The organism is Bradyrhizobium sp. BR 1432, assembly GCF_051547705.1.
Lineage (GTDB): Bacteria > Pseudomonadota > Alphaproteobacteria > Rhizobiales > Xanthobacteraceae > Bradyrhizobium > Bradyrhizobium zhanjiangense.
Map to the genome: position 1 here is coordinate 5,035,234 of NZ_JBPUGF010000003.1, position 13,927 is coordinate 5,049,160.

Here is a 13,927-nt window from a genome sequence, read left to right on the forward strand (position 1 = left end):
GGGACTGTCCACGATCGTCTCAGACATTGTAGACGTCAGCCTTGTAGCGGCTGAGATTTGCGGGATTGGTGAACCAGTTGACCGTCTTGACCATGCCGCGGCGCATGCCGTCGACACCGCCGAATTCAGGGCTCCAACCGAGCTGCTGGCGTGCCTTGGAATTGTCGGCCCAGAGCCGCTCGACCTCACTGTTGGTGGGACGCAGGCGCGCCTCGTCGGTCTCGATTTCGATCGAGGTTGCCATGACGTCGGCGATCATCTGTGCGGTCGCGCCGACCGAGATCTCAAAACCGCTGCCGAGATTGATGGTCTGGCCGACGACTTGCTCCGCAGGCGCCGTGAGGCCCGCGATCAGGCCGCGTGCAGTGTCGGTGACGAACGAGAAATCGCGCGTCGGGCTGACGGCGCCGAGGCGGATCTTCCGCTTGCCGGTCGCGATCTGGCTGATGATCGTCGGGATCACCGCGCGCGCCGACTGCCGCGGGCCGAAGGTGTTGAACGGGCGGATCACCACGACGGGCATGTCGAACGAAGCTTGGAACGATAGCGCCATCTGATCGGAGGCGATCTTCGAGGCGGAGTAGGGGGACTGCCCGACCAGCGGATGGCTCTCCTTGATGGGAACGGTCTGCGCCGTGCCGTAAACCTCGCTGGTCGAGGTCTGCACGAAGCGGCGCACGCCGGCCATGCGCGCGGCCTGGAGCACGTTCACGGTGCCGCGTACATTGGTTTCGACATAGGAGTTCGGGCGCGACATAGGAGAACGGGATCGCGATCAGCGCCGCCAGGTGTAGCACGTCGGTGCAGCCTCTCGCGGCCGCGATCATGAAATGCGGATCGCGGATGTCGCCAGCCACCACCTCCACCGACGCCATGATGTCGGCCGGCACCGTGTCGAGCCAACCCCAGGAGTTGAAGGAGTTGTAATAGACGATCGCCTTGACGCGGGCGCCGGCCTTCACCAGCTCCTCGACGACATGCGAGCCGATGAAGCCGTCGCTGCCGGTGACGAGGACGCGGGCGTCCTTCAGATCTTCCATGCCGGACCCCAAAAAGGCGATTAAGCCAGTGTTCGCAACAAGATGGCGCTATAGCACACTGGCCGTCGCGTGCAACAGAGCAACATCCGCCAAATGCCCGGGGATACAGCTTTTTGGGCGCCTCTAGCGCTTCCCGGTCGAGGCCAGGCGTTGCTTGACGAATGCTTCCAGATTTCCGCCCTCGAACAGATACCCGGCCACCCCCGCCGCCTGTGCTGCTTCGATGTCGCTTTGCTTGTCGCCGATCAACATGCTGCGCGTCATGTCGACGGGGAAGCGCTTGATGAGATCGGTGATCATACCCGGGGCCGGCTTGCGCCGGTCGCTCGTGCGGCAATAGCGGGCGACGGTTCCGTCCGGGTGATCAGGGCAATATTCAAATGCATCGACATGCGCACCGATCAGCGCCATCTGGTCGGCCATCCAGCTGTGCAAGGCGACGACGTGGTGCTCTTCGTAATAGCCGCGAGCGACGCCGGACTGATTGGTAATGACGAAGGCGAAGTAGCCGGCATCGTTGACGGCTTTCACGGCCTCGCGTGCGCCCTCGATCCATTCCAGCTTGTGCGTCTCGAACGTATACCCTGAATCGTGGTTGAGCACGCCGTCGCGATCGAAGAACACGGCCGGCCGCCGCAGCTTCTCCGGCAATTCGCGATCGGCGCGGGCGAAATCGTCGGGAATGCCGATGTCGATGAAGTAACCGCGATAGGCCGTGCCCCGCAGCGCGCCAGACGCGGCAAGGCGGGGGAATACATCTTGCTCGAGCGAAGCCGGAAGCTTCGCGATGTCGGCGAGAATGGATTTGTCGACGACGTAGATGCCGGCATTGACCGGTCCGGTCGCGCCCGCTCCGGGGGCGATGAAGTCGCGCACCACGTCACCGTCGAGCACGACGCGCCCGTAACGGTCTCCGACGACGCCGTCGCGCAGTGCCATGTGAACGCGCCCGTCCTGCGCGCGCGCGATCAGATCGAGCAGGTTGAAATCGAACAGCGAGTTGCCGTTGAGGAGCAGGAAGCGCTCGTGCAGCAGGTCGCGCGCATGCACGAGCGCGCCACCGGTGCCGAGCGGCTCGGTCTCGCACGACACCAGGATCTTTGACCGGCCCTTGGTCGCGCCGGCATAATGCGTCTCGACGATCTCGGCCTTGTGTCCCGCAAGCAGGAGAATCTCGTCGAAGACGTCATAGCGCACGAGTTCGTCGATCAGCGTGTTGAGAAACGGCCGGCCGCCGATTTCGAGCATCGGCTTTGGCACGGTTTTGGTGCGTTCACCGAGACGGGTGCCGAGCCCACCGACGAGGATGACGGCCTGTCTCAGCATGACCGCTCTCGGTCTGGGCACCTCAGTCGAAGGTGAGCAGCACAATATTCCTGTCTCAATGGTCTGGCTTCTCGTTGGATTGAGCTGTGGTGGCTGGGTCTTCTCCCAGCTTCGGTCGACCCTCGATCAAGGCTTGGAGGAAGCAACACGGAGCGGCCAACGTTCCGCACCAGCGCGCGCAAAATCGCGCGCTGCTCGCCGCGACGGGATCGGCTGTGTGCGGTGTCTACGCTTAGCAGCGGCCGGAAGCAACGAGCAAGGGAAAAGTCGTGAATCCCTTTCGTTGGATCAGCCGGCCGGGCGGCCCCCAAGCGAGCGGGCAGCCCACGACCGTTTATCGAGAGTCCTTTGCTATGGGCTGATTGATCAACCATAGATCGCTCAGTATGATGTGATATCAACTGGGTTCCATCCACATTGTGGAATTTCCCATTCGTATCGTGTCCGGGACAAGAGTTATATGCCGATGGACGAGCGTACGCCGCAAGCTTCAGCTTTTTTGCCGCTTGCGAGGTGGTCAGATGTCGCTGTCCAAGCAGTACGGACACATTGGGTTCTTTCGCTCGTGATCGGAGCGATGTTGTTGGCTGCTCTTGGTTCGCTTGCTGTCGGCCGGAAGGTGGAGTCCTGGACCGCGACTTCGACGATCGCAATTGGCACAATGCCCAGCATTGAAGGCATTCTCGGGCTCCCCGGGGCGCCGGTCGAACGCGTAGAGAACGCCCGTGATCTGGTGACGCGGATCGGAGCGATCCAATTTCAAGACAATGTTCTGGCCGATGCTCGGAAGGCGCTTCACGACCCGCGCGGGTCGTTCGCCGGAGCCTCGGTGCGCGGGGTCGTCATCGACGATTCCTCGATCCGTCTGGAGGCGAGCTCCGCCTCGAAGGAGGAGGCGCTGACCCTGCTTCAACAAACGATCCTCGCGATCCAGGCCGCGCACCGGAAATTGTTCGAGCCGAGAATGGAGTTATTGCGTTCGGTGAGCGCTAGCCTGCTAGAAGCGAGAGTGCGGCTCAATGATTTGCTCAAGAAGGGCGACATGGAGTTTGCGCCGGCTCGATCGGATGGAACTTCTGCCGCGCCTGCGTTCGTGGCTATTCCAGGTGCTTCGGTCGACAGGAAGCTCAATGTCGATACGCGCATCGCTTTAATGGCCTATCTCGAGCGCACCGGGCGGATGACGTCGTCGCAGGATGAATTGTCACCTGCGACGGAAGGGCCCCGGCAGGTCAATCTCGTGCGAAGGGCCATCCTGGCGGGCTTGGGCATGGTTCTTTTCATCAGTCTATTGACCTTCTTTCTGAGGCGGTCGACGCGTCCTGTGTAGGGCTTGGCAATGACCCTTCTGGCTGGAGTCTCGGTACTTCTCTTTATCGTTTGGCTGGGGCTCTTCAGGTCGACGATCTTCGTGTGCCTCGCCTTTCTGTTGTTCACCTTCGCGTGGCGGACGATCTCGTCGCTCTATATCGATCTCTCGGGACCGGTTTTTTCGTCCCAGCTTCAGATGTACATTGGCCCCGGCGTCATGACGGTGTTCCAGTCGGTTGCGTACTTTGTGACGCTAATTCCCTTCCTCTGGGTCTTCAATTCGGCGGCGCTCGATGAATGGGCGCGGTCGGCGCCAACTCCCGAACCGCGTGCGAGGCATTCTCAACTGACCCTTTCGGACGCCACGTTCTACGCGTCCGTCCTCTTCTTGGTCTTGCTTTTCGGCGCCCTGATACAGGGAGGTGTCATCCCGCTATTTGCCAAGATCGAGCGTTGGACCTTCAACGAACAGGCCAATGTCCTCCATGGATTTGTGATCGAGCGAGGCGACATGCTCTGCTTCTGGTGGGGGACCATGTTCGTCGCCGAGTGGTTGCGACGCCAGCGATACGATTATCGTTTCCTGGGTTTGCTGGCTGCAATGATCTTCTACATCTTTCTCGTAGGCGGGCGCTTCTCGCCCTTCTACCGATATTGTGCATTCTTTGTCATACCGTTCTCGGCGGCGCTGCTTGTTCAGGCGCGGGGTCTCGGAAGCGCGAGTTTATTCAGCTTGATGCCTCGGATTGCCGATCGCCGCATCGTGTTGGCCGGCACCAGCGTCATTGCGGCGACGGCCGCGATGATCGCATTCGCGCTCTATTGGAATCTGACCAGGGTCAGAGGATTCGAAGGCGAGGCCGCGCGGGGCGCTTTCGTAGAGCGTGTTCTGGTGCAGCCGTCAGAGATTGGATGGGCATCCTATCAACGTGTTCTGGTCAACGGAGATTGGGATGCGCGCCACGCCTTCGATGCCCTGTTCGAGCGCCCCATCGTTGCGGGACGAAACACGACACCGCAGTTCCTGATGTCCGAAACGATCGGTGAGCCACGGACGACGGAGCACATCACAGGCGGCTTTCAATTCGCAGGTGGATTTCCTGAAATCTTTTTCGAGCTGTTTGGCCCTTATTTCGGCTGGATCTTTCTGCTGGGGGCCGGTTGGCTCACTGCGCTCATCTCCGCGGTCATGATCCGCTCAATCGTCGCAGAGCGATATCTGACGGCGGCCCTATCTTTCTACGTGCTGTACGGCTTCTATGTCATGTACATCGGCGGCATGCTGAACTTTGTCGCGACGCCGACATATTGGGTCAAAATTGCTGCGCTGTTCGCCGCAATCGTTATGGAGGAGCGGGCGCAGAGGTTAGGCCGGCCCATTCTCCCGTGGGTATTGGCCGACAGGACTCGATTGTTTCGCCGCTCTGCGGTGTGATATCCGTGATTGCCCAGCCGGGAACCCGCGATCTTCAATTGACGTTCGACGGGTCGGACGGACGGCCGACGATCAGGGAGCCGAGCGTGAACAGATCCTCTTCGGAGAAGCCTCTGAAGCATGGTGCCAATCGTTCCAGGATATGGCGCTCCGGCGGCCGGCGGTCGGGCTGATCACTGAGCAGCTCAAACCCGGCCGCTCTAAATAGCTCCAGATATTCGCTGTGGCGCAAACGATTGACGTATTGGAAGGGCGACTGGAAGGGCGTCCAATCCTCCTCGGAATAAGTCAGGAAGTTGAACGAGCTGATGGACGGATCGAAGCCTTTGAAGTGGTCGCCATAGTCGATTTGCATGAGGACCAGTCCGTCAGGACGCATAATGCGCCGCAGCTCCTTCAAGATTGCCGCGATGTCGGTCTTGGGAATGTGCTCGAGCGTTTCGACGGAGACCGCGCAGTCGATCGAAGCGGCCGGCAGACCCGTCGTCCGTGCATCGGCTGGAGCGCGATAGTCGATCCTCCACGACCGTTCGAGGTCGTCCAGGGAATTGATGTCGGGGTGGCTGGTGCCGCTGAGTCGGGCAATGATGGCGGCATTGGAGCGGATCAACTCCAGCTTGGCCAAGCGCTCGATGTCGACGGTGATGAAGCGCCGGGCTCCATGCGCGCTGAAGGAGAGCGGAATGATCAGGTCGCGCCCTGCGCCGAACTCGAAGCAAGTCGAATCCCGTAGCGGCCGCAGACTGTACGCTTCGTGAACGGCCAGCAGCCGCTGCGCAAGCGTATAGACGGATTTGACCTGTTTCTCGGGTCGCGGCAACCGTCGCGTGACGTAGCGCTGCAAGGCGTAGTGAATGTCTTCGCCAAAGGGGATGTTCGACAGCACCGAGAACGCTCGCGCCTTTGTCTGCCAGCGCATGTCAGTGGTTCCTCGGTTGAATGGAGCCAGCTTCGGTCATCGGGAGCCGCATGAACAATGCAAGGTTGTAGAATCGGGCGGAATCGCGCCCATCGAACGATGCCGTCCTCCAGACTGCTGAGCGTGCTCGTGGCGAGCTGTGTTTCCGACCCGCTCGGTGCGGCGCCATTCCCGGTTGATTCCACTGTCGGCTGAGCGTAAACAGACCCTCAAATTACGTCGAAGTTTTGCATGCGGGCCGGAACATCGCGTATGATTTGTAGGATTCCGCCGGTTGGTTTGGTCTGTGCCGGTCCATTGCTCTCCCGCCGAGTCTTGTCGAATGTCCGGTGAACTGCAGATTGGAGAGGCCGTCGCAAGAGGCTATCCGCCCGCCGTTCTTTACTTGCGGAATGACGAAACCGTCACGACGGAAGTCTGCGCATTCAACTACTTCTCGGTCTTCATGAAGGATCATCCGGAAGTGGATGCTCATGTCTGGCTCTTCGACGGAGCGGGCAAGCCGGCCGGCTATTTCCACAGGGAGCTTGGCGTCAACGGACAGCTGCAGTTGCAGACGTCGGAGCTATGTCCGCGCGTTTCGGGAACGGTGGCGATGGCGCTGATACCGAAGCATGAGACCAAGCTTCGTCCCGGACGGAAGGTGACCACCGGCTATTACGCACAATATTTCTCGCAGCATGGCGCGGTGACATTGTCGCACGAGCGTGAGCCCGTCGCGGCGGCGCCGTTCCCGACCTCCGCCTGGATGCAGTCCTATCTCACGCGCCTCCTGAAAGAGTCCGGTGTGGTGCTGGTGAACTCCTGCATGGCGTCAGAAGGAGCCTCGGTGGGGACGGCCCGCCTCATGGCCCTGGACGGCACCGCATTGGGCGAGCGTGCGCTTCCGGAAATCGCGCCGATGGGCGCCGTCCGCATCAGCACGCTGGATCTTTTTCCCGAGGCTGAAAGATTGATCGGCACGAGTGAGGGATTCGCCCTGGAGTTCAAGGGCACCAACATCGCCAGTCCGTTCAGCTATTATGAATTTGCCAACGGCAAATTCAGCCTTCATCATTTTTAGGGACTGCGTCCGTGCCCCGTTTCCCGTCCAGTCCTTGGAAGCCTCACGAGCCCCGATTCATGTTCCCGACCTTTGCGGGTATCGAATCGCGCATGGGTTTCTCGATCCCTGCCTGGTATCGTCCGGTCGATATCAGGTATCTCCGCAGTCTCATTGCCGGCAGCCTGCGCAAGAACTTTCGCGAGACGGTCAAGGATCTCGTTCCTGAGCTCGCCAGCCTGATCGCCTCGGGCTTCAGCAAGAAGCTCAGGTTCAAGCTGCACATCCTGTCGCGCGACGGCGATTACCGGGTGACCTACGAATTTCCGGAAAACTATTCGCCGGGCGCCTCCGTCGAGGTCGAGCTATCGCGCCTGTTCGCCTCGCTCAAACTGCCGCAGGACGATTATCTGGTCATCGCTGTGATGTCGCGCGGACGCATGGACGGCTTTCGCTCCTCGCCTGCGAGCTATTCGATGACCTATGTCGATCAGGACAATGTCGCGATCTACCGCACCGGTGCGTTTGCCCGGCCCCTGAACGAGGGCAGACTCAAGGCGCATGTCGGGTTCACCGGGATCAATCCGAAGATCATTGCGACCGGCGACATCGTCAGCAGCCTGATGCTGATCAATCACTCCTCCGATCCCGAATATGCTCATGCCGCGCGGCCGACGTCGAAGCTGATCCGCGAGGATGGCGAGCAGATCGAGGGCGACTTCGGTGAGATTCCGCCGCTGGGCGCGCGCGAGATGTCGGTCGTGGACATGTTCGGCAGCCGCGTGTTCGATTTCCTCAAGCCGTTCGGTGGCCGCGGGACGACGGTCACCACCTGCACCGGGGTCACGCTCGCGAGCCTGCACTTGCAGCGTACGAACGACAACCGGCGGACGCTGCTGGGCATCGAGCACTCGCGCCCTGCGCACATGAACCTCGCCGGCATCCTGCAGCATTAGGGAAATCACTTCATTCGGAGCGCAGGGCAGTGCAGTCTCGCCGTCGTTATGAGCGGCGGCGCCGCGGCTACCACACGCTTCTCCCGCCATCCATGACGAGATTCTGCCCGGTCATGTAGCTTGAGGCATCCGAGCAGAGGAACTGGACCGCGGCTCGGTATTCGTCGACATCGGCCATCCGGCCCATCGGGATCAGGCGCGTCAGCCGCTCCACGAAAGCGGGATCCTGGTTGTTGAAGACGCCGCCCGGCGAGATCGCGTTGACGCGCACGCCGTGATCGGCCCAGTAGGTCGCCAGATATTTCGTCAGCCCGATCAAGCCGTGCTTGATCACCGAGTAGGTCACCGGCTTCACCGGCTGTTCTTCTTCGCGTGTCACATGCGGCTGGCGGTAGAGCCGCTGGTCCGGCGCGATCACCCCGAGATCGGAGGCGATGTTCAGAACCACGCCGCGGCCGCGTTTGGCCATCTCGCCGCCGAACACCTGCGCGCACAGCATCGCGCCGGTCAGGCCGACTGCGATTTCGATCTGCCACTGTGGCACCGGGAACGCCTCGAAGCGCGAGGAGTGCGTGACGCCGGGCGCGGAGGTCACCTTGGGGTCGATTGCTGCGTTGTTGACGAGGATGTCGACGGTGACGCCGCGGCTTGCAAGCTGCTCGTGTGCGGCGCGCACCGAGTCGAGCGAAGTGACGTTGATCTCAAGCGGGATCAGATCGGCCGAAGGTGCGACCTGCTTCAGCGCCGCCACGCCGGCTTCGGCCTGCGTCATGCCGACATCGCTGACGACCACGCGCGCGCCGGCTTCCGCAAGCGCCGCGACATGCTGCTTGCCAAGGAGTCCGCCGGCCCCGGTCACGAGCGCGGTCCGTCCGGTCAGGTCGTAGCGAGAGAAGGGGTTTGCCATCGAAGGGCTCCTGTTCAGCTTCTGAGCTGGCCGCCATCGGCCACCACGACGCTGCCGGTGATGAAGGCGGCGCGCGGCGAAGCAAGGAAGGCAACGACGTCGGCGATCTCCTCGGGAGTGCCCAGTCGGCGCAGCGCCACTTCGCGCTGGAGCATGTCGTCGACCGCCTGCTTGTTTTCGGCGATCTTGCGCGCCCAGGTGCCGTCCGGGCTCAAGATGTTCCCGGGGCGACCGCGTTGATGCGGATGCCCTCCAGTGCCAGCGGCCGCGCCAGTCCGCGCACGGTCGCGTTCAGGGCTGCCTTCGCACCGTAGTAGGTCACGGGCGCGCCAAGCGCGGCCATGCCGGCGATCGACGAGATGCAGACGATGGCTCGGTCGCCGTTACCGCCCGCCATCAGCGGCCGGGCAGCCTCGATCATGTTGGTCGCGGCGAACAGGTTGAGATTGATCACCCGCGACCATTCCGCCGCGGTTTCCTGGCCCGGCGGCACGGAGGCGCCGCTGCCGACATTGCAGATCAGGACATCGAGCCGGCCCCATTGCTTCCCGACGCTCGCGACCAGCGCCTTCGCCGCGACCGGATCCGTGACGTCGGCGACATGGACCGAGGCGCTGCCACCGACCGCCGCCCGTGCGGCATCAAGCGCGTCGGCGCCGCGCGCGGCGAGCGCGACCTTTGCGCCCTCGGCTGCGAGCGTCGCCGCGATCGCAAGCCCGATGCCGCGGCTGGCGCCGGTGACGAGCGCGACGCGATCGTTCAGCTCGAGTTTCATCGCGCGGCGTCCTCGATCCAGCCGACCGTCATGTCGCGATATCTGGCCAGCGCGCCGGCATGGTCACCGTCGGCAGCGCGCGCGGTTTGCAGGATGTACTGCCCCTTGTAGCCGGATCGCTCGATCAGCCGGATCGTCCTGGCGAGATCCGCATTGCCGGTTCCGAGCGGGACGGTGGTGCCGCCACGGATGCGGTCCTTGACGTGAACATTGAGGATGCGCGGCGCGTAGGCGCCGATTTCCTCGTCGCTGTCATAGCCGAGCGATGCGCTGTTGCCGCTGTCGTAGTTGATGCCGAACACGTCGGCCGGAAACGCCTCCATGAACCGGGCGAGCTCGCGCGGGGGCAGATCGGATTCGAAGACGATCTTGACGTTCCGTCTTGCGAGCGTCTCCGAGCGCGCGAGCAGCACGCGCTTCAACGTATCGCCTCTCTCTCGCTCGATCTTGCCGTTGTCGACCAGCGGGATCACGACGAATTCGATTCCGATGCGGCTACAGGCGGCGATCAAGAGGTCGAGATCGGCGACGAGGGCATCGCGCACGACGGCATCGACCTTCCAGAACGGAGCCTGCATGAAGCAGTCGCCGGTCAGGCTCGGGATGCGCACGCCGTTGTCGCGCGACAGCGCTAGAATCTCCTGCTGTCCCGGCTCGGTCGTGAGCGGATTCTCGCGCAACCGCTCCTGGTCGATGGTCCATTCCATCCGCGTCAGGCCGAGTTCCTTCGCGCGCGGGAATTCGTCACGCCATTCATTCCACGGAAACGCCTGGATCTTGCCGTCGACGAGCGCCGACAAGCGTCCCTGCATGAAGCCGATGCGTTGCAGCGTTGCGGTCACGATTTGCTGTCCGAACTGATAGCGAGGCCTTTGGCGATCCAACCGCCGTCGACGAAGATCTCCTGGCCGGTCATATAGGCGGAGGCTTCCGATGCGAGGAAAACGGCGGCTCCCACCATGTCGGCGGGCTGCCCCCAGCGGCCGAGCATGGTATGGCGGCGCCGATCCTCATGCATGACAGGATCGGCGAAACTCGTCGCGGTCATCTCGGTCGCGACATAACCCGGTGCAAGCGCGTTGACGCGGATGCCGTCGGGCCCATAGTCGGCGGCGAGCGCGCGCGTCAGCCCGGCTAGACCGGCCTTTGCCGCCACGTAGCCGGGATTGCCGGGAAAGCCGCGGACAGAATTGATGCTGGTGACGTTGACGATCGCGGCCGAGCCCGCGTTCTTCAGCAGCGGATGGGCGGCAAGGATCGTGGCATAGACTCCGGTGAGGTCGGTTGCGACCGTCGCACGGAACCGCGCGAGCTCGCTTTCGGCGCTTTGGGCGGGAAGACTGATGCCGGCGGCGTTCACGAGTGCGTCGATGCGTTCGCCTTTTGCCGCAATGATGCGGAACGCGCTTTCGATCGCCGCATCATCGGAGAGATCGCAGGCAATGGCGCTCACGCCCTGCGGCGCGGTCCCGGACCGGCTGAGCCCGAACACTGTGGCCCCCGCATCTTGCAGGCCACTCGCAATCGCCGCGCCGATGCCGCGCGAAGCGCCGGTGACGACCGCGATCTTGCCTGCGAGGGAAAATGCGCCGAGATCAGGCATAACCGTAACTGCGCATGATGGCGGCGCACAGCTTGACGTCCTCGGGACGGTCGATCTGGAACATCTTGTGACGCTCCATCACGTGAAAGCCGATCTTGCCGCCGAGGCGATTGCTCTGCTCGCGCAGGAGTGAGGGAATGAGAACGTAGAACGAGCCGTTTTCCAGGTAGCGCTTTTCGATCTGTTGCCGCATCCGGCGATTGCGGAAATCGTAGTTGATCGGTTCCGGGCCGTTGGCGCCGATCCGCCAGTTGAAGTAATCCTCAACCTCGCAGACCGAGAGCAGGCTATCGAGGTGCTCGCGGTCGAAGGTCTCCAGCGCCCGTTCGATGTCGGCGGATTCGCGGATCGGCGAGGTCGCCTGGAGCGCGACGATGCGCTCGAAGCGCCCGAGGCGCGCGTCGACGGCTTCGAGCGCGTGCAGCCAGGCGGATTTGGAGGAGGCGAGATCGCCCGAAATGTCGTCGGGCCGGCGCACGCCGACGGCGCCGGCCGCTTCGGCCGCGGCGAGAATCTGGTCGCTGTCGGAGGAGACTGCGACCACATCGACGCCGCGCGCGGCGCGCGCCTGCTCGACCGTCCAGGCGATCAGCGGCTTGCCGCAGAGATCGAGCAGGTTCTTGTGCGGGATGCCCTTCGAGCCGCCGCGTGCGGCGATCACGGCCAGCGTCTTGCGCGCCATCAGATGTGCCCCTCGAGACGCTCGAGCGCGGTCCAGAAGCCTTCGCCCATGTTCTTGTGGCCCTGCCATATCTCGGGAATGAACGACGCGGTCGGTGCATGCTTGCGCAGCACCTGTCCGATCTCGTCGAAATCGATCTCGCCTTCGCCGATCTGGAGGCCTTCGCCGTCGAGCCCCTTGGCGTCGCCGAAATGCAGATGCGCGGTGTGCGGTCCGAGCTGGGCGAGGCCCTGCGCGAAGTCGAAGCCGAAATGATTGGCAGCGAGCTTGGTGTGGGAGATGTCGACGCACATGCGCAGGTCGTGCTTGGCGCAGAACCCAGCCGACTCCTCCGGGAAGATGAAGATGTTCTGGTGACGCTGGCCGCCGAAATGCCAGGGGAACGGCGCCATGGTCTGCGGCGTCAGCTCGACGCCGTCCATGTCGAGCTCCGTCAGGCTCTGGGCAAAGATGCGGTAACGCTCGGCCTTCGCTTCCGGTGGCAGCGGCTCGTCCATGGTGAAGCCGCCGATATTGGCGACAATCGGCGGGCGCTTGGTCTTCGGGAAGAATTTCTTCAGGCTGCGGGTGATGTCGATCACCGCCTGCGTCTGCTCCAGCGAGTATCGCCGCAACGCCTCGTCGGGAGTTGCGAGGTCCATCAGCTTGGAGCCGGCAAACAGCTCCGGCGCGTGCACGACGAAACCGAGATCATAGGTGCCGGAGAGATAGGCCGCAGGATCGCGCTCCATGTCGCTATAGCTGAGATGGAACTCGATGATGTCGGGCTCGCAAATCTCCAGGAAGCGCTCGGTGTCGTGATAGCGCACCGGCACGCCCCATGGGCGGTCGAAGCGGTAGCGCCGCGCTTTTGCGGCGCCTTCGTCGAGGTCGCTCTGGAAGAAATAGTCGTCGGCCGCCATCGTCCGCGTCAGCTTGCGGCCGAGCAGCGCCGGCATCTTCAGCGGCGACAGGCCCTGTCCCGGGCTCTTCACCGCAATGTCGCTCTCGGAGATCATCGTGCCGGCCGGAAGGTCGCGCGCGGCCACCAGGCTCTTCGCGAGATTTTCACGGTTGATCAGTTCGCCCTGACTTAGCGCGCGTTCTGCGAGCTTCTCGCCGCGCGCCGCCTCGACCTCGCGGATGCCGGAGACGAGTGCCTTGAATTCCTCGGGCTCGAGGCTCGCGGCATGATCGGGGCCTTCCATCTCGCGGTCGAGCGTGATGTGGCGCTCGATGACGACGGCGCCGAGGGCCACCGCGGCGGTCGAGACGGCGATGCCGCGCTCGTGGCCGGAATAGCCGACGGCGGGATGAAGCTCGCGCAGCGTCTCCATGAAACGCAGATGGATATTGTGGAGCGCGGCAGGATAGGTGCTCTGGCAGTGCAGGAGCACATAGCTCGCATTGCGGTCGTCGAGGAATTTCGCCGCGGACTTGATCTCGCCCGTCGTGCTCATGCCGGTCGAGACGATCAGCGTCTTGCCGGTGGCGGCGAGGCAGGCGAGCAGCGGCAGGTTGGTGAGATCGGCCGAGGCGACCTTGTAGGCCTGTACGCCGAAACCTTCGAGCACGGCGACGCTCTTCGCGTCCCAGGGCGTGCAGAGGTACTGGATACCCTTCGCTGCGCAATACTCGGCGATCTTCTTCTGCTGCGCGGTCGGCAGCTCGAAGCGGCGCAGGAGATCGAGCGTATATTCGACGGCGAGGTCGTCGTCCTTTCCGGACAGGCTCGAGGCGCGATAGACCTCGTCAAGTTTGCGCATCTGGAATTTGGCGCAATCGGCGCCGGCCGCGACCGCGGCATCGACCAGCGCGATGGCGCGGTCGAAGTCGCCATTGTGGTTGTTGCCGATCTCGGCGATGACGTAGCAGGGTTGGCCATCGCCCAGAAGACGGTTGCCGATGCGGACCGGAGCAGGCTGTTTGGGCGATGTCATCAACATTCTCGT

13 protein-coding genes and 1 pseudogene are annotated in these 13,927 nt (G+C 62.9%); 4 read left to right on the forward strand and 10 right to left on the reverse strand.

All coding sequences use genetic code 11. The features are described from left to right. Nucleotides 1–19 precede the first annotated feature (19 nt). Both ACSKB8_RS24200 and ACSKB8_RS24205 read right to left on the reverse strand, forming a co-directional pair. A pseudogene (locus ACSKB8_RS24200) lies at nucleotides 20–1,040 on the reverse strand (NAD-dependent 4,6-dehydratase LegB). Nucleotides 1,041–1,163: 123 nt separating this feature from the next. Next, entirely contained in the window at nucleotides 1,164–2,366 is a 1,203-nt protein-coding gene (locus tag ACSKB8_RS24205; RefSeq protein WP_438106878.1) for an HAD-IIIA family hydrolase, read from the reverse strand. A 460-nt stretch (nucleotides 2,367–2,826) separates the two neighbouring features. On the opposite strand from ACSKB8_RS24205, the gene ACSKB8_RS24210 reads away from it, so the two are divergent. Beyond that, nucleotides 2,827–3,696: a hypothetical protein gene (locus tag ACSKB8_RS24210; RefSeq protein ID WP_438106880.1), complete on the forward strand. Its 870-nt coding sequence runs from the start codon at nucleotides 2,827–2,829 to the stop codon at nucleotides 3,694–3,696. Nucleotides 3,697–3,705: 9 nt separating this feature from the next. After that, the gene (locus ACSKB8_RS24215) at nucleotides 3,706–5,112 is read left to right on the forward strand and encodes a DUF6418 domain-containing protein (protein WP_438106881.1); all 1,407 of its coding nucleotides are present in this window, start codon (nucleotides 3,706–3,708) and stop codon (nucleotides 5,110–5,112) included. A 34-nt stretch (nucleotides 5,113–5,146) separates the two neighbouring features. On the opposite strand, the gene ACSKB8_RS24220 is transcribed toward ACSKB8_RS24215, so the two are convergent. Then, on the reverse strand, nucleotides 5,147–5,998 hold the full coding sequence (locus ACSKB8_RS24220) for a class I SAM-dependent methyltransferase (protein WP_438106883.1): 852 nt from the start codon (nucleotides 5,996–5,998) through the stop codon (nucleotides 5,147–5,149). A 355-nt stretch (nucleotides 5,999–6,353) separates the two neighbouring features. On the opposite strand from ACSKB8_RS24220, the gene ACSKB8_RS24225 reads away from it, so the two are divergent. Beyond that, a complete protein-coding gene (locus ACSKB8_RS24225) occupies nucleotides 6,354–7,094 on the forward strand; it encodes a hypothetical protein (protein ID WP_438106885.1) in 741 nt (246 codons plus the stop codon). A gap of 59 nt (nucleotides 7,095–7,153) precedes the next feature. Continuing rightward, nucleotides 7,154–8,029: a hypothetical protein gene (locus ACSKB8_RS24230; RefSeq protein WP_438106886.1), complete on the forward strand. Its 876-nt coding sequence runs from the start codon at nucleotides 7,154–7,156 to the stop codon at nucleotides 8,027–8,029. Nucleotides 8,030–8,096: 67 nt separating this feature from the next. Here the strand turns inward: ACSKB8_RS24230 and ACSKB8_RS24235 are convergent, their stop codons facing one another. Genes ACSKB8_RS24235 through ACSKB8_RS24265 form a run of 7 tightly spaced genes read right to left on the reverse strand, consistent with a single transcriptional unit; the run spans nucleotide 8,097 to nucleotide 13,915 of the window. Next, entirely contained in the window at nucleotides 8,097–8,936 is an 840-nt protein-coding gene (locus ACSKB8_RS24235) for an SDR family oxidoreductase (RefSeq protein WP_438106888.1), read from the reverse strand. Between the two features lie 14 nt (nucleotides 8,937–8,950). Continuing rightward, on the reverse strand, nucleotides 8,951–9,151 hold the full coding sequence (locus tag ACSKB8_RS24240; protein ID WP_438106890.1) for an SDR family oxidoreductase: 201 nt from the start codon (nucleotides 9,149–9,151) through the stop codon (nucleotides 8,951–8,953). Then, nucleotides 9,148–9,711 carry an SDR family NAD(P)-dependent oxidoreductase gene (locus ACSKB8_RS24245; RefSeq protein WP_438106892.1) on the reverse strand — a complete coding sequence of 188 codons (564 nt, stop codon included), beginning with the start codon at nucleotides 9,709–9,711 and terminating at the stop codon, nucleotides 9,148–9,150. Before ACSKB8_RS24245 ends, ACSKB8_RS24240 begins: the two co-directional genes overlap by 4 nt. Further along, on the reverse strand, nucleotides 9,708–10,553 hold the full coding sequence (locus tag ACSKB8_RS24250) for a sugar phosphate isomerase/epimerase family protein (RefSeq protein WP_438106894.1): 846 nt from the start codon (nucleotides 10,551–10,553) through the stop codon (nucleotides 9,708–9,710). Before ACSKB8_RS24250 ends, ACSKB8_RS24245 begins: the two co-directional genes overlap by 4 nt. Beyond that, nucleotides 10,550–11,314 (reverse strand): SDR family oxidoreductase, encoded by a 765-nt coding sequence (locus tag ACSKB8_RS24255; protein WP_438106896.1) that lies wholly within the window; start codon nucleotides 11,312–11,314, stop codon nucleotides 10,550–10,552. The genes ACSKB8_RS24250 and ACSKB8_RS24255 overlap by 4 nt, the downstream gene beginning before the upstream one ends. Beyond that, nucleotides 11,307–11,996: an acylneuraminate cytidylyltransferase family protein gene (locus ACSKB8_RS24260; protein ID WP_438106898.1), complete on the reverse strand. Its 690-nt coding sequence runs from the start codon at nucleotides 11,994–11,996 to the stop codon at nucleotides 11,307–11,309. The genes ACSKB8_RS24255 and ACSKB8_RS24260 overlap by 8 nt, the downstream gene beginning before the upstream one ends. Continuing rightward, nucleotides 11,996–13,915 carry an N-acetylneuraminate synthase family protein gene (locus tag ACSKB8_RS24265; protein ID WP_438106899.1) on the reverse strand — a complete coding sequence of 640 codons (1,920 nt, stop codon included), beginning with the start codon at nucleotides 13,913–13,915 and terminating at the stop codon, nucleotides 11,996–11,998. The genes ACSKB8_RS24260 and ACSKB8_RS24265 overlap by 1 nt, the downstream gene beginning before the upstream one ends. Nucleotides 13,916–13,927 lie beyond the last annotated feature (12 nt).